The organism is Alicycliphilus sp. T452, assembly GCF_054512775.1.
In genome coordinates this window covers 1-18,295 of sequence record NZ_JBTNEH010000041.1, presented here as the reverse complement: position 1 = coordinate 18,295, position 18,295 = coordinate 1, and the positions used below count along the sequence as shown (strand labels likewise).

Annotated in this window: 15 protein-coding genes and 1 pseudogene; 7 read left to right on the top strand and 9 right to left on the bottom strand. The window is 65.7% G+C overall.

Features of this window, described 5'->3' with window-relative positions; all coding sequences use genetic code 11:
* Positions 1-116, top strand: a pseudogene (locus tag ACX12L_RS22065) (IS5/IS1182 family transposase); the annotation flags it as partial.
* A 62-nt stretch (positions 117-178) separates the two neighbouring features.
* On the opposite strand, the gene adk reads toward ACX12L_RS22065, so the two are convergent.
* From adk to ACX12L_RS22035, 6 genes are all read right to left on the bottom strand, one after another.
* Positions 179-835 (bottom strand): adenylate kinase, encoded by a 657-nt coding sequence (gene adk, locus ACX12L_RS22060; RefSeq protein WP_459264460.1) that lies wholly within the window; start codon positions 833-835, stop codon positions 179-181.
* Positions 836-1,074: 239 nt separating this feature from the next.
* Entirely contained in the window at positions 1,075-1,884 is an 810-nt protein-coding gene (gene kdsB, locus ACX12L_RS22055) for a 3-deoxy-manno-octulosonate cytidylyltransferase (RefSeq protein ID WP_459264459.1), read from the bottom strand.
* Positions 1,881-2,063, bottom strand: a complete 183-nt coding sequence (locus ACX12L_RS22050; protein WP_013519449.1) for a Trm112 family protein — start codon at positions 2,061-2,063, stop codon at positions 1,881-1,883. Before ACX12L_RS22050 ends, kdsB begins: the two co-directional genes overlap by 4 nt.
* An 11-nt stretch (positions 2,064-2,074) precedes the next feature.
* Positions 2,075-3,067, bottom strand: coding sequence for a tetraacyldisaccharide 4'-kinase (gene lpxK / locus ACX12L_RS22045; protein WP_459264458.1), 993 nt, complete (start codon positions 3,065-3,067; stop codon positions 2,075-2,077).
* A 4-nt stretch (positions 3,068-3,071) separates the two neighbouring features.
* The gene (locus ACX12L_RS22040) at positions 3,072-3,497 is read right to left on the bottom strand and encodes an ExbD/TolR family protein (RefSeq protein ID WP_013519447.1); all 426 of its coding nucleotides are present in this window, start codon (positions 3,495-3,497) and stop codon (positions 3,072-3,074) included.
* Between the two features lie 7 nt (positions 3,498-3,504).
* Positions 3,505-4,143 carry a MotA/TolQ/ExbB proton channel family protein gene (locus ACX12L_RS22035; protein WP_201395449.1) on the bottom strand — a complete coding sequence of 213 codons (639 nt, stop codon included), beginning with the start codon at positions 4,141-4,143 and terminating at the stop codon, positions 3,505-3,507.
* A gap of 363 nt (positions 4,144-4,506) precedes the next feature.
* Here ACX12L_RS22035 and xseA point away from each other — a divergent pair, with 363 nt between their 5' ends.
* From xseA to ACX12L_RS22020, 3 genes are all read left to right on the top strand, one after another.
* Entirely contained in the window at positions 4,507-5,844 is a 1,338-nt protein-coding gene (xseA, locus tag ACX12L_RS22030) for an exodeoxyribonuclease VII large subunit (RefSeq protein ID WP_459264457.1), read from the top strand.
* Positions 5,845-5,995: 151 nt separating this feature from the next.
* Complete coding sequence (locus ACX12L_RS22025; protein WP_416402156.1) at positions 5,996-6,577, top strand: Fe-Mn family superoxide dismutase; 582 nt, start codon at positions 5,996-5,998, stop codon at positions 6,575-6,577.
* Positions 6,578-7,116: 539 nt separating this feature from the next.
* Positions 7,117-9,354 (top strand): NADP-dependent isocitrate dehydrogenase, encoded by a 2,238-nt coding sequence (locus tag ACX12L_RS22020; RefSeq protein WP_459264456.1) that lies wholly within the window; start codon positions 7,117-7,119, stop codon positions 9,352-9,354.
* An 81-nt stretch (positions 9,355-9,435) separates the two neighbouring features.
* Here ACX12L_RS22020 and ACX12L_RS22015 read toward each other — a convergent pair whose 3' ends face one another.
* Positions 9,436-9,903: a DUF192 domain-containing protein gene (locus tag ACX12L_RS22015; protein ID WP_459264455.1), complete on the bottom strand. Its 468-nt coding sequence runs from the start codon at positions 9,901-9,903 to the stop codon at positions 9,436-9,438.
* A gap of 109 nt (positions 9,904-10,012) precedes the next feature.
* Entirely contained in the window at positions 10,013-10,261 is a 249-nt protein-coding gene (locus ACX12L_RS22010; RefSeq protein WP_459264454.1) for a hypothetical protein, read from the bottom strand.
* Positions 10,262-10,421: 160 nt separating this feature from the next.
* On the opposite strand from ACX12L_RS22010, the gene icd reads away from it, so the two are divergent.
* Positions 10,422-11,684, top strand: coding sequence for an NADP-dependent isocitrate dehydrogenase (gene icd, locus ACX12L_RS22005; protein ID WP_459264453.1), 1,263 nt, complete (start codon positions 10,422-10,424; stop codon positions 11,682-11,684).
* A 279-nt stretch (positions 11,685-11,963) separates the two neighbouring features.
* On the opposite strand, the gene ACX12L_RS22000 is transcribed toward icd, so the two are convergent.
* Positions 11,964-12,683 (bottom strand): autoinducer binding domain-containing protein, encoded by a 720-nt coding sequence (locus ACX12L_RS22000; protein WP_459264452.1) that lies wholly within the window; start codon positions 12,681-12,683, stop codon positions 11,964-11,966.
* 480 nt (positions 12,684-13,163) lie between these two features.
* On the opposite strand from ACX12L_RS22000, the gene ACX12L_RS21995 reads away from it, so the two are divergent.
* Positions 13,164-13,385, top strand: a complete 222-nt coding sequence (locus tag ACX12L_RS21995; protein WP_459264451.1) for an RHS repeat domain-containing protein — start codon at positions 13,164-13,166, stop codon at positions 13,383-13,385.
* A gap of 120 nt (positions 13,386-13,505) precedes the next feature.
* Positions 13,506-18,295: DUF6531 domain-containing protein (locus ACX12L_RS21990; protein WP_459264450.1), on the top strand; the 4,790-nt coding region annotated here is incomplete at its 3' end.

Below are 18,295 nucleotides of genomic sequence, written 5' to 3'. Positions count from 1 at the left end.
GCTTTGCCTGGCTGGAGAAGAACCGCAGGCTGTGGAAGAACTGCGAGCGCCTGCTCAACACCAGCCTGCAGTTCATCCACTTGGCGTTCTTGGCGTTGCTACTCAGGAGATCGTAAACAGGTTCTAAAGCAAGAAGCCCCGCGGCGCGGGGCTTCCGTCATGCACACGGAGGGGGCGGTCAGCTGGACAGGGCGGCGAGGGCGCGCTCGGTGATCTCCTCCACGCTGCCCGTGCCGTTGATGGCGCGGTACTTGGGCGCATGGGCGGGGTCGGCCTTGGCCCAGCTGGAGTAGTAGTCCACCAGCGGGCGCGTCTGGTCGCTGTAGACCTGCAGGCGCTTCTTGACGGTCTCTTCCTTGTCGTCCTCGCGCTGCACCAGGGGCTCGCCGGTCACGTCGTCCTTGCCTTCCACCTTGGGCGGGTTGAACTTGACGTGGTAGGTGCGGCCCGAGGCGGGGTGCGAGCGGCGCCCGCTCATGCGCTCGATGATGGCGTCGAACGGCACGTCGATCTCCAGCACGTAGTCCAGCTTGACGCCGGCGGCCTTCATCGCGTCGGCCTGGGGGATGGTGCGCGGGAAGCCGTCGAACAGGAAACCCTTGGCGCAGTCTGCTTCAGCGATGCGCTCCTTCACGAGGTTGATGATCAGGTCGTCGCTCACGAGCTGGCCCGCATCCATGACGGCCTTGGCCTGCTGCCCCAGCGGCGTGCCGGCCTTGACGGCAGCGCGCAGCATGTCGCCCGTCGAGATTTGCGGAATGCCGAATTTCTGGCAGATGAAGGCGGCCTGCGTGCCCTTACCGGCGCCGGGGGCGCCGAGCAGAATCAGTCTCATGGATGTCCTCTCGTGTTTTTGAAAATCGGCCGGCACGGCTGGCGCGAGCGTGCCCTCTTTGCGGGCGGTGAGGATAGCACGCGATACTTTTGGCGGGCTTACGCGGCTAGAGTGTGCTGTCCCGCAAATAACTGCACATGAAATCGCGCCTTCGCGCCCAGGGCGGCGTTGCGAATCCTCGCGATAGCTACGGCTATCGCTGCGGTTTGCGCCTTGCCCTGAACGCGAATCCATCGATTTCATTTCGTGCAGCTATTTGCGGGACAGCACACTAGCAGGGCGCGCACGCGCTCCAGGTCCTCCGGCGTGTCCACGCCCGCGCCGGGGGCGCTGGCGGCCACGTGCACGGCGATGCGGTGGCCGTGCCACAGCGCGCGCAGCTGTTCCAGCGCCTCGATCTGCTCCGTGGGCGCGGGCGGCAGCTCCGGGAAGCGGCGCAGGAAGCCCGCGCGGTAGCTGTAGATGCCGATGTGGCGCAGCGGCGCGAAGCCTGCGGGCACGCCCCGGCCCTGCCGCCACCAGGCGCTGCCGGCGGCGTGGTCGCGCGCATGGGGGATGGGGGCGCGGCTGAAGTAGTGCGCCAGGCCCTGCGCGTCCAGCACCACCTTCACCACGTTGGGGTTGGCGAAGTCGGCGGCGCTTTCTATGGCGTGGGCGGCCGTGCCCATGCTGGCGTCGGCGCGCGCGTGCAGCAGCGCGGCCACGGCGTCGATGAGGCGCGGGTCGATGAGCGGCTCGTCGCCCTGCACGTTGACCACGATGTCGTCGCCCGCGAGGCCGAGCAGCGCGCAGGCCTCGGCCAGGCGGTCGCTGCCGCTCGCGTGGTCGGCGCGCGTCAGCAGGGCCTGCACGCCGTGCGCCAGGCAGGCGTCGATGATGCGCGCGTCGTCGGCCGCGACCACGCAGCGCCGGGCGCCGCTTTGCGCGGCGCGACGCGCCACGTGCACCACCATGGGCAGGCCGGCGATGTCGGCCAGCGGCTTGTCGGGCAGGCGCGTGGAGGCCAGGCGCGCCGGTATCAGCACCGTGAACGGCGCGGCGGCGCTCACTGCTCCAGCTCCTCGTCGGTGAGCGTGCGGGCCTCGTTCTCCAGCAGCACGGGGATGCCGTCGCGCACGGGGTAGGCCAGGCGCGCGCTGCGCGAGACGAGTTCCTGGCGCTCGCGGTCGTAGGTCAGCGGGCCTTTGGTGACGGGGCAGACCAGCAGTTCAAGCAGTTTGGGGTCCATGGCGGTGCTCCTCAATGGGGTGGCGATGATACGAGGCGCGCGTCCAGCGCGTCGAAGAAGGCCGGGGCGATCTCAAGGCGCAGCGGCACGGCCAGCGCGTCGGGATGCGCGGGCCAGAGCTTGACGGCATCCTTTTCGGTGCAAATCAGCCTCGGGCGCTTGTCTGGCGGGCGCTGCCAGCTAGAAAAATCGTAGTGATCGGGCAGCGCCTCTTCGGTGGCGGGCTTCAGGCCTTCGGCGTGCAGCAGGGCAAAGAAGTCCTGCGGCCGGGCGATGGCGGCCAGCGCGTGCAAGGGCTCGCCCTGCAGCTGCGCCAGCGGCATCTGCCGGCCCGCGGCGTCCACGGCGTGGTCCGCCAGGGTGCGCGACAGCGCGAACTGCGGCGCGGGCCCGCCGGGCGCGGGGCCGGCGTGCAGCACGAGATCGACGGCGCGCGGCCAGGGCTCGCGCAGGGGGCCGGCGGGCAGCAGCCAGCCGTTGCCCACGCCTTCGTCGTTGAAGACGCAGACCTCCACGTCGCGCGCCAGCGCCAGGTGCTGCAGGCCGTCGTCGCAGACGATGATGTTGGTGGCGGGGTGGGCGGCCAGCAGGGCGCGGCCGGCGTCCGCGCGCCGGCGGGCCACGAAGACCGGCACGCCGGCTGCGCGCGCGATCAGCAGCGGCTCGTCGCCCGCCTCGGCGGCGCTGGCCGTGGGCGGCACCTCGCGGCAATCATCGGTGGCGCGCCCGTAGCCGCGCGAGACGACGCCCGGGCGCCAGCCTGCGGCCCGCAGGTGGCGCACCACGGCCAGGGTCACGGGGGTTTTGCCTGCGCCGCCCGCGATGACGTTGCCGACGACGATGACCGGCACGGGCAGGCGTTCGCTGCGCAGCAGCCGGGCGCGGTAGAGCGCGCGGCGCAGCGCCGTGAGTGCGCCGTACAAGAGGGACAGCGGCCACAGCGCCATGGCCAGCGGGCCGCGGCGCCGCCAAGCCTGGCGCAGCCGCGCGGCGTGTGCGGCCATCGGTTCACTTGCCGGCCGTGGCCGACGACTGGGTGGCGAAGGTGATCTGCGACAGGCCCACGCGGCGCGCGGCCTCCATCACCGTGACCACGGACTGGTGCGGCGCCGCGGCGTCGGCGCTGATGATGACCACGCTGTCGCGGCCGGCGGTGGCGGCCTCGGTGAGCGCCTGCGCCACCTGCTCGACGCGCTTGCCTTCCAGCGTGCTCTTGTTGACGGCGTAGCGCCCGTCGGCGGCCACCGAGACGATGACCTCCCGGGGATGGTCGCGCAGCTGCTGCGCGTCCGCCACGGGCAGGGTCAGCTGCAGCGCGGTGAACTTGCTGTAGGTGGTGGACAGCATCAGGAAGATCAGGATCACCAGCAGCACGTCGATGAACGGGATCAGGTTGATCTCCGGCTCTTCCTTCTGGCGGGGGCGGAAGTTCATGGCGGGGTTACTTGCGCAGGCGGCTGATGTGGCGCACGAACTGCTCGGAGGCGAGCTCCAGCGTCAGCAGGTAGGCGTCCACGCGGCTCCTGAAGTAGCGCCAGAAGATCAGCGTGGGAATGGCGATGATCAGGCCGAAGGCCGTGTTGTACAGGGCGACGGAGATGCCGTGCGCCAGCTGCGCCGGGTTGCCGCCGCCGGTGGCGCCCACGGCGCCCGTGCCGGCCTGGGAGCCGAAGATCTCGATCATGCCGATCACCGTGCCCAGCAGGCCCAGCAGCGGCGCGGCCGAGGCGATCGTGGCCAGGGCCGTGAGGTATTTCTCCAGGCGGTGGGCCACCTTGCGTCCCGCGCCCTCCATGGCGGCGCGCAGGTCGGCCTCGCTGCTCTGCGGGTTGCCGTTCAAGGCGCGCAGGCCGCTGGCCAGCACCTCGCCCAGGGCGGAGTTCTGCTCCAGCTGGGCCACCACGTCGGGTGCGGGAACGGCGCGCGAGGACACCGAGATGGCCTCGTCGAGCAGCTTTGGTGGGGCGACGCGGGCCGTCTTCAGGGCCATGAAGCGCTCGAACACCAGCGCCAGCGCCAGGATGGAGCACGCAATCAGGGGCCAGATGGGCCAGCCGGCGGCTTGTATGATCGACAGCAATTCTCACTCCGCACACGGTTGAAGGCAGCGCAGGATTATGGCGCAGCTTGGCGCAGGCTCCTTTTCGGCGGGCCCGGCGAACGCCGCAGCGGCGCCGTCTCTTCGCCAGCGGCGCTTGACCCACATTTTCTGTGGATAACTTTGTGGGAAACCATATGCACAGACCGCTCTGGACGGCGCCAATGCGTGGTTTGCTTGGAATGATGAAAATTTACGCATCGAAAAATTGTTTGAAATCAATGGGTTGCACGTGTCTGCGTGGTTTGCGGCGGGCCATGGGTGGTGCCCGCCGGGCACGCCCCGCTCGCCGGATTCTGTGGACTAGTCCGGCCGCCACGCTGCCCTGCAGGCACGGAGCGGCCTGTGTTTGAGCTCCCGCAGGCAGGCGTGGCGCCGCGTATCTGGGAAGTTGGCGCGCTATGCCGCGCCATTGCTGACACTTTGCAGGCGCGCTTCAACCCGATAGCGGTGCGCGGCGAGATCACGGGCTTCTCGCGCGCGTCCAGCGGGCATTGCTACTTCACGCTCAAGGACGGGCAGGGGCAGATCCGCTGCGCCATGTTCCGCCGCGCGGCCGATCTGCTGGACTTCATGCCGCGCGACGGTGAGCTGGTGGAGGTGCGCGGGCGCCTGGGCGTGTACGAGGCGCGCGGCGACCTGCAGCTCATCGTCGAGGGCCTGCGGCGCGCGGGGCAGGGGGCGCTGTTCGAGCAGTTCCTGCGGCTGAAGGCCCAGCTGGAGGCCGAGGGCCTGTTCGACGGCGCGCGCAAGCGGCAGCTGCCCGTCATGCCGCGCGGCATAGGCCTGGTCACCTCGCCGGGCGCGGCCGCCCTGCACGACGTGGTGACGGCGCTCGCGCGGCGCGTGCCGCACATCCCGGTGGTGCTGGTGCCGGCCCTGGTGCAGGGCGTGCAGGCGCCGGCATCGATCTGCGATGCGCTCTCGAAACTGTATCTGCTCGCGCAGTCTGGGAGGGCCCCGGAGGACGATTTGGCATCGAAAACCGGAGCAGTGCCGCCCATCGACGTGATCCTGCTGGTGCGCGGCGGCGGCTCCATCGAGGACCTGTGGGCCTTCAACGACGAGCGCGTGGCCCGCACCATCGTGCAGAGCCCCGTGCCCCTGGTGAGCGGCGTGGGGCACGAGACCGACTTCACCATCGCCGACTTCTGCGCCGACCTGCGCGCGCCCACGCCCACGGCCGCGGCCGAGCTGGTGAGCGAGCCGCGCGCCGTCTGGCTGGGCGCGCTGGACTTGCTGGCCGGGCGGCTGCAGGACGCCGCGCTGCGCCAGATCGACCTGCGCCACCAACGGCTGGACCAGGCGTCCCAGCGCCTGGGGCGGCCCTCGGGCCTGGTCGTCCAGCAGCGGCTGCGGCTGGCGGCTCTGGCCCAGCGCATGCGCCATGGCGTGCTGCTGAAAATGCAGCGCATGGCGCAGGCCAGCCAAGCGCTGGAGGCCAATTTGCCGCAAGGCGTGCGGCGCAGCCTGGCGCAGCGCGGCGAGCGCCTGGAGCGCGCGGCGCTGCGGCTGGAGCTGCTCAACCCGCAGCTGGTGCTCGAACGCGGCTACGCCTTGCTGACCGACGCCGAGGGCCGCGCCGTGGTGCGGCCGTCCCAGGTGCGCCTGGGCGACGCCGTGCACGCCCGGCTGGCCGAGGGCGAGCTGGACCTCACCGTGGCGCAGCGCCGCCTCCTGTGATGGCGCGGCGGCAATCCCGCACGCGTCGATGGGAGTCACGCTTCGCCTACAGCGGGGTTTGCTATTGCTTTCTAGAATGGCCGTTGCCGCGCCGCGCCAATGGCGCCGGCGATCCATTACCAACCCACTACGACCCACGAAGGACTTGACCATGGAACACAAACTGCCTGCGCTGCCCTACGCCATCGACGCCCTGGCCCCCCACTACAGCCAGGAAACGCTGGAATACCACCACGGCAAGCACCACAACGCCTACGTGGTGAACCTGAACAACCTGCAGAAGGGCACCGAGTTCGAGAACATGACGCTTGAGGAGATCGTCAAGAAGTCCTCCGGCGGCATCTACAACAACGCGGCCCAGATCTGGAACCACACCTTCTTCTGGAACTGCATGGCTCCCAACGGCGGCGGCGAGCCCGGCGGCGCGCTGGCCGCGGCCATCAACGCCAAGTGGGGCAGCTACGCCGCCTTCAAGGAAGCGTTCGTCAAGAGCGCCGTGGGCAACTTCGGCTCGGGCTGGACCTGGCTCGTGAAGAAGGCCGACGGCAGCGTGGACATCGTCAACACCGGCGCCGCCGGCACGCCCCTGACCACGGCCGACAAGGCCCTGCTGACGGTGGACGTGTGGGAGCACGCCTACTACATCGACTACCGCAACCTGCGTCCCAAGTTCGTCGAGACCTTCCTGGACAAGCTGGTGAACTGGAAGTTCGCCGAAGCCAACTTCGCCTGAAGCCGCTGCGCCCGGCGCGTGCGGCGCCGGGCAGGCATGTGAAGGGGCCGGAGAGCGATCTCCGGCCCCTTTTTTGTTGGTGGGACGACAGTCTTAGAGCCTGTTCGAAGTCTTTTCATGGAGCCCGCATGGCAGCAAACCGCCACGATCCAGGCGCCCGCCGCAGCCCATGCTGGCGGCCTGGGCAAGGGGGCAACGACGAGCGTGGCGGTTTGCTGCCATGCCCGAAGGGTTGCCTCGCTTGAAGCCCGTCTGCGGCGTTGCAAATCCTCGCCGGGCCACCAGCCAGGCTGCGGTGTGCGCCTTGCAGCCGAGCCCCAAGCGAGACAACGGGCTCCATGAAAAGGCTTTGAACAGGCTCTTATAGAAGACTTGAAAAAAAGTGCCCGTTCCGTGGTTTATTTTTCGCAATACGATATTCGATTGCAAATTACACGATTATTTCCATGCGGCTCGCGCACAATCGGCGCTGTCACACCGATGACGTCATTCGTGGCAGCCCAAGCCCCCTTGTTTTTGTTACCTGAGAGACAGACGAGATGAGCACCCAGAAACCCACCATCATCTACACCCTGACCGACGAAGCGCCGCGCCTGGCCACGGCATCGTTCCTGCCCATCGTGCGCAGCTTCGCGTCGGTGGCAGGTATCGACGTTGCCGAGAGCGACATCTCGGTCGCGACCCGCGTCCTGGGCCAGTTCCCCGAGGCCCTGACCGAGGCGCAGCGCGTGCCCGACACCCTGGGCGAGCTGGGCAGGAAGACGCTCCAGCCCGACGCCAACATCATCAAGCTGCCCAACATCAGCGCCTCGGTGTCGCAGCTCATGGCGGCCATCAAGGAACTGCAGGGCAAGGGCTACGCCATCCCGGACTTCCCCGAAGATCCGAAGACGGACGAGGAAAAGGCCATCCGCGCGCGCTACAACAAATGCATCGGCAGCTCCGTGAACCCGGTGCTGCGCGAGGGCAACTCGGACCGCCGCGCACCCCGCGCCGTGAAGGAATACGCGCGCAAGCACCCGCACAGCATGGCGGAGTGGAGCCAGGCATCGCGCTCGCATGTCTCGCACATGCACAGCGGCGACTTCTACCACGGCGAAAAGTCCATGACCCTGGACCGCGCGCGCGACGTGAAGATGGAGCTCATCACCAAGAGCGGCAAGACCATCGTCCTGAAGCCCAAGGTCAGCCTGCAGGACCGCGAGGTCATCGACTCCATGTTCATGAGCAAGAAGGCGCTGGTGGCCTTCTACGAAAAGGAGATCGAGGACGCGCGCAAGACCGGCGTCATGTTCTCGCTGCACGTCAAGGCCACGATGATGAAGGTCTCGCACCCCATCGTGTTCGGCCATTGCGTGAAGATCTTCTACAAGGAGGCCTTTGAAAAGCACGCCAAGCTGTTCGAGGAACTGGGCGTGAACGTGAACAACGGCATGGTCAACCTCTACGACAAGCTGGACAGCCTGCCGTCGGCCCAGCGTGACGAGGTCATGCGCGACCTGCATGCCTGCCACGAGTACCGCCCCGAACTGGCCATGGTCGATTCGGCCAAGGGCATCACCAACTTCCACTCGCCCAACGACGTCATCGTGGACGCCTCCATGCCCGCCATGATCCGCAACGGCGGCAAGATGTGGGGCCCCGACGGGCGCCTGAAGGACGTCAAGGCCGTGATGCCCGAATCCACCTTCGCCCGCATCTACCAGGAGATGATCAACTTCTGCAAGTGGCACGGTAACTTCGACCCCAAGACCATGGGCACCGTGCCCAACGTCGGCCTGATGGCCCAGCAGGCCGAGGAATACGGCAGCCACGACAAGACCTTCGAGATCCCCGAGGACGGTGTGGCCAACATCACCGACATCGCCACGGGCGAAGTGCTGATGAGCCAGAACGTGGAAGAGGGCGATATCTGGCGCATGTGCCAGGTCAAGGACGCTCCCATCCGCGACTGGGTCAAGCTGGCCGTCACGCGCGCGCGCCAGTCGGGCATGCCGGTGGTGTTCTGGCTCGACCCGTATCGCCCGCACGAGGCGCAGCTCATCACCAAGGTCAAGATGTACCTGCACGAGCATGACACCACGGGCCTGGACATCCAGATCATGAGCCAGGTGCGTGCCATGCGCTACACCCTGGAGCGCGTGGTGCGCGGCCTGGACACCATCAGCGCCACCGGCAACATCCTGCGCGACTACCTGACCGACCTGTTCCCCATCATGGAGCTGGGCACCAGCGCCAAGATGCTGTCCGTGGTGCCGCTGATGGCCGGCGGTGGCATGTACGAAACCGGCGCCGGCGGCTCGGCGCCCAAGCACGTGCAGCAGCTGACCGAAGAAAACCACCTGCGCTGGGATTCGCTGGGCGAGTTCCTGGCGCTGGCCGTTTCGCTGGAAGACCTGGGGCTGAAGAACGACAACCAGCACGCCAAGCTGCTGGCCAGGACGCTGGACGCCGCCACGGGCAAGCTGCTGGACAACAACAAGAACCCCAGCCCCAAGACCGGCCAGCTGGACAACCGCGGCAGCCAGTTCTACCTGGCCATGTACTGGGCGCAGGAGCTGGCCAGCCAGACCGAGGACGCCAAGCTGGCCGCCAAGTTCGCGCCGCTGGCCAAGCAACTGGCCGACAACGAGGCCAAGATCGTCGAAGAGCTGCGCGTGGTGCAGGGCAAGCCAGCGGACATCGGCGGCTACTACCAGCCCGATCTGGCCAAGCTGGAGGCCGTGATGCGCCCCAGCGCCACGTTCAACGCGGCGCTGGCATCGCTGACGGCCTGATCCGGTTTGCCTCCCCGCGCTGCGGGGAGGGCGCCGGCCTGGTCCTGGCATCGGCAGACCACCCGCATGGGTGGTCTTTTTTTACCTGGCCTGGAACGGCGCGCCACCCAGCCTGGCGCCGGACTTGATGCCGCGCCTGGCAAACCAGCCCTGGTTCATCTCCAGCACATAGCGCACCGGCTTGGCCGAGCAGTGCGAGTCTTCGCTCATGGGCTTCATGTCGGCCAGGTTCACGATGGTGCCATCGTCGGCCACGAAGGCCGCCGTGAGCGGCAGCAGCGTGTTCTTCATCCAGAAACACTGCGTGGCGGGCTGCTCGAAGACGAACAGCATGCCCTCGTGCTGCGGCATCTCGCGGCGGAACATCAGGCCGGTCTGGCGCTCCTGCGGCGAGGCCGCCACCTGGGCGTCGATGCGGTGCATGCCCGCCGTGATCTCCACGCGCCGCAGGTTCAGTTGCGGGCCCACCTGCGCCCATGTTCCGGTGCAGACCAAGGCCAGGGACAGAAGATGTGTCGGACGCAGGAAGCGCAGGGGCGAGATATTCATGGGGCGAAACAAAGGCTGAAGTGGCGCGGGGTGTGGATCCGGGCAAGAAAAAACCCGCAAAACAGGAAGCTATTTTGCGGGTTTTCGGGCCAGGACCCCGGAAGGGGGCTCAGGCCGCGGACTTCTTGGTGCGCTTTTTGGCGTGCTTCTTGTGGGGCGCCTTGGCTGCTTTCTTGGCAGCCTTGGCTTCGGGGGCAGGCGCGGCCGAGGCAGGCGCTGCGGTTACCGCTGGAGCGGCCGGAACAGCGGGGGCAGCCGGAGCCTGTGCGAATGCACCTGCAGCGAACATACCGGCGGTCAGGACAGCTAGGAGTTTTTTCATATATGCCAATTCCTTGTAGGGGTCGGTGATCGCCACGCGCAAACCCGCGCATGGCCTCCCTTCAACGGCCGGCCGTTGCCGCCGTTGACAGGATATGCGAGGGACATGATGAACAGGCCCTAGAATCTTTGGACTTTTGCGGCCAGGCCGGACATGAGCGGGAACAGCCTGGCGACAACCACCGGAGACCCTTTCCATGACCAGCTACCAGCACATCAAGGTGCCTGCCGAAGGCCAGAAGATCACCGTCCAAGCCGACATGTCGCTGAACGTGCCGGACCAGCCCATCATTCCCTACATCGAGGGCGACGGCACGGGCGTGGACATCACGCCCGTGATGCTCAAGGTGGTGGATGCGGCCGTGGCCAAGGCCTATGGCGGCCGCCGCAAGATCCACTGGATGGAGGTCTATGCGGGCGAGAAATCCACCCGGGTCTATGGCCCCGACGTGTGGCTGCCCGAGGAAACCCTGCACGCCGTGCGCGACTACGTGGTCTCGATCAAGGGGCCGCTGACCACGCCGGTGGGCGGCGGCATCCGTTCGCTGAACGTGGCCCTGCGCCAGGAGCTGGACCTCTACGTCTGCCTGCGGCCCGTGCAGTATTTCAAGGGCGTGCCCTCGCCGGTCAAGGAGCCGCACAAGACCAACATGGTGATCTTCCGCGAGAACTCGGAGGACATCTATGCCGGCGTCGAGTTCGAGGCCCAGTCCGACAAGGCGAAGAAGCTCATCAAGATCCTGCAGGACGAGTTCGGCGTCAAGAAGATCCGCTTTCCGGAAACCTCCGGCATCGGCATCAAGCCCGTTTCCAGGGAGGGCACGCAGCGCCTGGTGCGCAAGGCCATCCAGTATGCGATCGACAACGACAAGCCCAGCGTGACCCTGGTGCACAAGGGCAACATCATGAAGTTCACGGAAGGCGCCTTCCGCGACTGGGGCTATGAACTCGCGGCGCAGGAGTTCGGCGCCACGCTGATCGACGGCGGCCCGTGGATGCGGCTGAAGAACCCGCGCACGGGCAAGGAAATCACCATCAAGGACAGCATCGCCGACGCCTTCCTGCAGCAGATCCTGCTGCGCCCGGCCGAGTACAGCGTGATCGCCACGCTCAACCTCAACGGCGACTACATCTCCGACGCGCTGGCCGCGCAGGTGGGCGGCATCGGCATCGCGCCCGGCGCCAACATGTCCGACTCCGTGGCCATGTTCGAGGCCACGCACGGCACGGCGCCCAAGTACGCGGGCAAGGACTACGTGAACCCCGGCTCGGAGATCCTGTCGGCCGAGATGATGCTGCGCCACATGGGCTGGACCGAGGCCGCCGACCTCATCATCCAGTCCATGGAAAAGGCCATCCAGAGCAAGAAGGTGACCTACGACTTCGCACGCCTCATGGAGGGCGCGACCCAGGTGAGCTGCTCGGGCTTCGGGCAGGTCATGATCGACGCAATGGGCTGATAGTCCGGGACGTCCTGCGGCGTCTCGTGATCCCTTGATTTTCCTGGTGAAATTCAAGGGATTTTTTATTTTCTTCCCACGCCTGATAAAAAATACCGTTCGTTTGGATATTCCGGTCGCCGCGATTCGAGCCCTGGGCCTTGGGAAAATCCCGTGATGAATCCGCGTGCCGTCCCGATACCGGGATGAAAATTGGCTGGTCTCCGATGCCAGCGTATCCGGATTCCCAGCGCGGATGTGCTGCCTTGGATTGCCTGGGCCATCCTTGCGAAAAGCGGCTCAGTCCAGCAACCCCAGGATGAGCGCCTTGGCCACAGCGCAGGTCTTGTTGGATGCGTTCAGCTTACTGATCGCATTCTTCATATGGAAATTAACGGTTGCGACAGACAAGTTCAAAATGTCAGCCGTATCGTTGGAGGTCTTTCCATCGGCCATCCATTTCAATATCTCTACTTCTCGAACCGTGAGCTCTGGAGGCAGGGCGAATTGGTTGGGATGCGATGCGAAGGTTCCGGACAGCGCTCCGTGCGCCAGATCCGCAAGCCACCGTATGTAAGGTCCGATCTCGGATAGCTCTGCCGGGGTCAATGGAGTGCCGGAACGACTGAGGGTCAGCATGCTGACAAAGCCATTGCCTCCGAAGGTGGATTGTGCGATGCCGATCTTCAGATTGAACGATTTTGCCTCTGCCCACATCTGGCTGGCGTCCCGGAAAACCGCGTCACTCCACACGATCGCCGTCTGAGACCGACGGCCATGGATTGCTGTGGGGTCGATATTCAAATAGCCTGAATCCGAATAGCGCCGCTGCCATTGCTCTGGGTAGTTGTTCACCATGAACGTCCTGGGATTTGAGATCGGAAGGGCCAGCCTTATCCCAAAAGCGCAATATTCGAAATCAAGCTCCTGAGCTGCCGCGAGGATGGGGGCGAAGGCTGAATCACGATCGAACGCTTGCCCCAGCGCCCCGGAGATTCTGTCTATCCATGCGTCCATCATAAAAACCTGCTGAGTATCTGGCCACAAGTCAATGAGAGAGCCACCACCCGCAATTGCACGATGGCTTTGGGCTGTTTTGGATATTGACGCTCGAATGATATCGGGCGGATTGTTTTTGGGGGCTATTGATGCTGTCTGCAGAAGGGTGGGGCATGGGGCTCGGAAAGTTCATGCGCGGCCAACCCCATGGCTCGGGCGTTGCCATTCGAATGCTGGGCTGTGCAATTTCCACGCATGTCTGCGCACCTCCGCTGCCTGGTGTGAGTCCCCGTGCACGCTGGTCCACAGAGATTGTGCAGGCGACGGCGTGACGCAAGAACTATCAGTTCTGATAGTTGCCCGAGGGGAGTGGTTGCATGCCCAATGCAGATGTGCAAGAGGGAGGCAGGCGCACGGGCTACCGGGTTGACCGGGTCGAGTGGCATGCCAATTGGCAGCCGGTTGGGGACTTTGCAAATCTACAGGCCATGAGGGGGACATATGGATGAGACTTCAAGGTGGGTGCGTCCAGGGTGGCGGCTTGCGCTACTGGCCGGCGCGTTGGTACTGGCCGGCGCCGCCACGGCCGGTTCGGCCACCCATACCTACGACAGCCTTGGACGGCTGAGCCAAGTCACCTACAGCAACGGTGTAGTGATCACCTACGTGTACGACGCGGCGGGCAACCGCACCAGCTACGTCGTGACTGGCGCACCCAGTTAAAAGAGCGCGCCCTCGCCTTGCGTACAGGCAAGGCCCAGCGCACCCATTGCGCCACCAGCATCTCGTTTTCCAGTCATAGGGAACCGGCCTCTCGCGAGGCGCGGTGGGAGGAGCACTGTCATGTCGTTTGCAAGACTGAATACCATCGCGGTCCTGGCCGCAGCCCTGCTGGCGGGCAATGCCCACGCGCAGTTCAAGATCCCGTTCCAGGAGGGGGCTCCCTTCATCCCTGGCCTTGAGGCAGACCATGGCACCGGTGGAGCAGGGACGAGCAAACAGCCCACGCGCGAGAGCATCGAGCAGGTCCCCGGTGTCAGGCGTGTCATCTTGGCGCCGGTGACACCGGAACAATCGGAACGTGCCATCCATGCGGTGCCCGTGCCGGCCAACCTCAACCCCGGAGTCAAACCCGAGCCGCGTCTGCCTGCCGGGCAAGCCAAGCGTGTCGCCGGCGACGCTGCCCCTTCCGCGCCCGCGTCCATCGCCGAACTGGCCCGTGCGCTACGCAACGACGTGGACCTGATCTACGAGCACGTACGCAACAACGTCGAGTACGTGCCCATCTGGGGCATCAAGAAAGGCGCGTTTGGAGCCATTCTGGACAATCAGGGTACCTCCTTCGACCAGGCAGACCTGATGGTCAAGCTGCTGCGCGAATCCGGGTATACCGCTAACTACGTCAAGGGCCGCATCACCCTCACGGCCGCGCAGGTCACCGAGTGGCTGGGCGTCGACACCATAAACCTATGCGCCGTCGGCAGCTTGTTTTCCAGTGGCCGCATCCCCATTGCCGCTCTGTACGCCGGTGCTGCCGGCAGTTGCCCCAGCGCGCCTCCCCCGTTGACGCGCGCCGACATCGACCATGTCTGGGTCAAGGTCAACATCGGCGGCAACTACTATTACTTCGACCCCAGCTACAAGCCCCACACTTTCAAGACGGGCATCAACCTGGTTTCGGCCACCGGCTACAACGCAGCGAGCTACATGAGCTCGGCCACAGCCGGGGCCACCAGCACCGCGGACTACGTGCAGAACTTCAACCGCACCAATGTCCGCAACAACCTCACCACCTATGCCAACAACCTGGCTGGCTATTTGCGCAGCAACGTTCCCGTCGGTGCGCTCGATGACGCCATCGGCGGCATGCGCATCGACCCGCACACCGGCGGCAGCCTGCGCCAGGCGAGCCTGCCGTACCAGGACACTTCGGTAGCGCTGACCGAGTGGACCGATATCTCCAACAGCTACAAGCCCACGCTGCGCATCCGCTACCAGGGTATCGACGCCACCTACACCTCCGACGCCATTTATGGCAAGCGCCTGAGCATCTCCTACAACGGTTCCAACCAGCCCGTGCTCAAGCTCGACGGTGTCGTTACCGTGACTGGCACGGCGATCGCCCCCGGCACCCCCGGCAGTGTCCAGTTCGATGTCGCCCATGGCGCCTACGGCTCAAGTAGTGTCAACCAGAGTTTTGCCCAGCAGATCGTGTCGGGAGGCACCTTCGTGATCGGCAACTCCTGGGGGCCGGCCGGGCGCGGTGGTATCGAACAGCACCGTGCGCGGCTGGAGAACGCCCGTGCCAATGGCGTTGCCGACACGGCCGAGGAAACCCTGGGCTCCACGCTGGCCATGCTCGCATCCAACTGGATCGCGCAGACCAACCAAAATTTTTACATCACCGAACGCCTCTCGCGTACCAATTTGGTGAGGCATCACCAGGTCGGTATCGCCGGCTACACCTCCGCCCCCTACGTCGATTTGCCTGGCAATGTGGTGGGCGTCGTCAACCAGGATGGGAATAGAGCCAAGGAGCAGGCCGCATTCCTCAGCTCCATGATGCACGCCAGCATCCTCGAGTCCACTGCCGTGCAGCAGACCACGGGTGTCAGCGCAGTCTCCACCGCCAAGTTGGTCGACATGGCTGTACAGGGGGGTAACAAAATATTCGATGCAACGTCGGCCAACTTTACGAGCGCGGTACAGCCCAACTTGGTGGGGTGCACCGGTTGGCTGCCCACCCTCTCCAGCCAGATCAGCGCCGGATGGCGGCTGATCCTGCCCGCACGCTGCAACCTCACCGAGGGTAGTTGGACGGGGGGCGCCTACTACAGCATCGTGACTGGCGCCTCTGGCTCCGCCCTCGGGGCCATCATTAGCGGCGGGCTCCTGGGCGGGCTGGGCAGTAGCGTTGCGCCTGCGGGGACCACCAACTCGACAGCAGCGGTTGCTGGTGTCGATCCGCTGGTGTTGCAAACAGGCAATAGCCCTACGTTCGGCGACCCCATCGACATGGCGCGCGGGCACTTCTTGTACCCGCACGAAGACATCGCCACGGGCGTAGACAAGTTCCCCATGAGCCTGGCTTTCAACAAGCTGTACAGCTCCAGCAACCGCAACAAGGCAGGCCCTCTGGGTAAAGGCTGGACCCACAACTGGGCCAGCAGTGTCGCCGTCAACAACGACGGCCTGCAAGGCATGGGCGAGGACTCGGCGCTGGACGCTGTCGGCGCAATCACCGAGCGGCTGGTAGCGCTGGACCTGATGAGCGATACCTCCTTTCCTCTGAACAAGATGGTGGCGGCCTCGCTCGGCGTGCGCTGGGCGGGCGATCTGCTGCTGGGCAACACCGTCATCGTGCAGAGCGGCATGAACGGCGAGGTCTTCGTCAAGCTGCCTGATGGTACTTACAACGCACCACCGGCCAGCTCGGCCAAGCTGATCCGCAATACCGACAACACCTTCAGCTACGAATCCGCCAACAAGGCCAGGCTGGACTTCAACGCGGCCGGAAAGGCCACAACCTACCGGCATCCCAGCGGTGTGCAGGTCAGCTTCACCTACTCGGGCAACGACCTGACCCAGGTGAAGAACAGCCTGGGCCGCGTGCTCACGCTGACCAACGTCTCGGGCCGCGTTACCAACGTGTCCGACGGCACGCGCAATGTCAAGTACGCCTACGACGCCAGCGGCAACCTTGCCACCTTCACCGATGCAACGGCCAAGAGCACCACGTTCCAATACGACCTGCCGGGGCGCATGACTAAGCTCTTCTATCCCAGCAACCCCACGAACGCATTCGCAACGAACGTATATGACTCGCTGGGTCGCGTGCAAACCCAAACCAATGCGCTGGGCAAGCTCTATACCTATTACTTTGCAGGCAGCCGCTCGGAGGAGGTGGGGCCGCTTGGCTTGAGCCGCGTTTCTTACCTGGATGACGCCGGCCGCGTCCTGAAATCCATCAGCCCGACCGGCAAGGTGACGAGCAACACCTACGACGGCCAGACGCGCCTGCTCAAGACCACGCTGCCCGAAGGCAACAGCGTCGAGTACGAATATGACGACGCGCCTTGCGCGGCCCAATTGCGATGCACGCACAATGTCAAGACCATGCGGCGGGTGGCCAAGCCCGGTTCGGGTCTGGCCACGATTACGCAGGGCTTCACCTACGAAAGCAGCTTCAACAAGATGGCCAGCGCCACGGACGCGCTCGGCAAGGTTACCAGCTACACCTACACCGCCCAGGGCCTGCCGCTGACCGTGACCAGCCCGGCGGACGCCGGCGGCGTGCAGCCCGTGACCACCTTCGGCTACACCGCCTACACGGCTTCGGGCTTCCCGGCCTTCTACCTGCAGACTTCGGTCAGCCGGAAGACCAGCGCCACGAACACGGTGCTGTCCACCACCGCCTACAACGCTGCCAACAAATACGTGCCGCAGACCGTGGTGGCCGACGCGGGCACAGGCAATCTCAATATCACCAGCACGCTGACGTTCGACGCCGTGGGCAACACCACGCAAGTCAACGGCCCGCGCACGGACGTCACCGACACGGTGACCACCGCCTACGACGCCGAGCGCCGCCCCACGCAGGTGAGCAACGCGCTGGGCAAGCTCACGCGCATGGCCTACGACGCCGATGGCCGCCTGATCCGCAGCGCCGCGCAGATCGGCACGCAGTGGCTGGTGAGCTGTCGCAGCTACAGCGCCAGCGGCAAGCTGCTCAAGGCCTGGGGCCCGGCGCTGACCGCAGCCGACACCACCTGCCCGGCGCAGGCCGCCCCGGTCCCCGTCACCGACTACGCCTACGACGACCTGGACCGCCTGGTCCGCGTCACCGAGAACCTGCCGGCCGGCGAAGGCGGCAACCGCGTGAGTGAGACCCTCTACAACCTCGACGACGCGGTGCAAAGCGTCAAGCGCGCCGTGGGCAGCGCTGTTGCGCAGACCTACGCGATCTACACCTACACCAGCAACGGCCTGGTGGCGAGCGTCCAGGATGCCAGGAACAACCTGACGGCCTACGCCTACGACGGCCACGACCGCAAGGTCAGGCTGTCGTACCCGGAGCCGGGGACGGCCGGCACCGCCTCCACCACCGACTACGAGGAATACGGCTACGACGCCAACGCCAACCTCACCAGCGTGCGCAAGAGGAGCGGGCAGAGCATCACGCTGGCCTACGACAACCTGGGGCGCCTGACCAGCCGCACCTACCCCACGGCGGCGGACAACGTCAGCTACACCTACGACCTGCTGGGCCGGCGCCTGTCGGCCATCGGGGCGGCCGCAGCCGACAACGTCAGCTACGTCTGGGACAACGCCGGTCGCCTGACCAGCACCACCGCCGGCGGACGTACGCTCTCCTACCAATACGACGCGGCGGGCAACCGCACGCGCCTGACCTGGCCCGACGCGTTCTACGTGAGCACCACGTACGACGCGCTCAACCGCCCGACGGCCCTCAAGGAGAATGGCAGCGCCAATCTGGCCAGCTACGCCTACGACGACCTGAGCCGGCGCACCACGGTGACGCTGGGCAACGGCACCAGCACCAGCTACGGCTATGACACCCAGGCGAATCTCTCCAGCCTGGCGCACAACCTGGCGGGCACCGCGCACGACCA

Excerpts from the sequence above, each read along its gene's own strand:
- ACX12L_RS22020 (WP_459264456.1), top strand. The coding sequence starts at position 7,117 with ATGAGCACCCAGAAACCCACCATCATCTACACCCTGACCGACGAAGCG.
- ACX12L_RS21995 (WP_459264451.1), top strand. The coding sequence starts at position 13,164 with ATGGATGAGACTTCAAGGTGGGTGCGTCCAGGGTGGCGGCTTGCGCTA.
- adk (WP_459264460.1), bottom strand. The coding sequence starts at position 835 with ATGAGACTGATTCTGCTCGGCGCCCCCGGCGCCGGTAAGGGCACGCAG.
- ACX12L_RS22015 (WP_459264455.1), bottom strand. The coding sequence starts at position 9,903 with ATGAATATCTCGCCCCTGCGCTTCCTGCGTCCGACACATCTTCTGTCC.
- ACX12L_RS22040 (WP_013519447.1), bottom strand. The coding sequence starts at position 3,497 with ATGAACTTCCGCCCCCGCCAGAAGGAAGAGCCGGAGATCAACCTGATC.
- ACX12L_RS22050 (WP_013519449.1), bottom strand. The coding sequence starts at position 2,063 with ATGGACCCCAAACTGCTTGAACTGCTGGTCTGCCCCGTCACCAAAGGC.
- icd (WP_459264453.1), top strand. The coding sequence starts at position 10,422 with ATGACCAGCTACCAGCACATCAAGGTGCCTGCCGAAGGCCAGAAGATC.
- lpxK (WP_459264458.1), bottom strand. The coding sequence starts at position 3,067 with ATGGCCGCACACGCCGCGCGGCTGCGCCAGGCTTGGCGGCGCCGCGGC.
- ACX12L_RS22025 (WP_416402156.1), top strand. The coding sequence starts at position 5,996 with ATGGAACACAAACTGCCTGCGCTGCCCTACGCCATCGACGCCCTGGCC.
- ACX12L_RS22000 (WP_459264452.1), bottom strand. The coding sequence starts at position 12,683 with ATGATGGACGCATGGATAGACAGAATCTCCGGGGCGCTGGGGCAAGCG.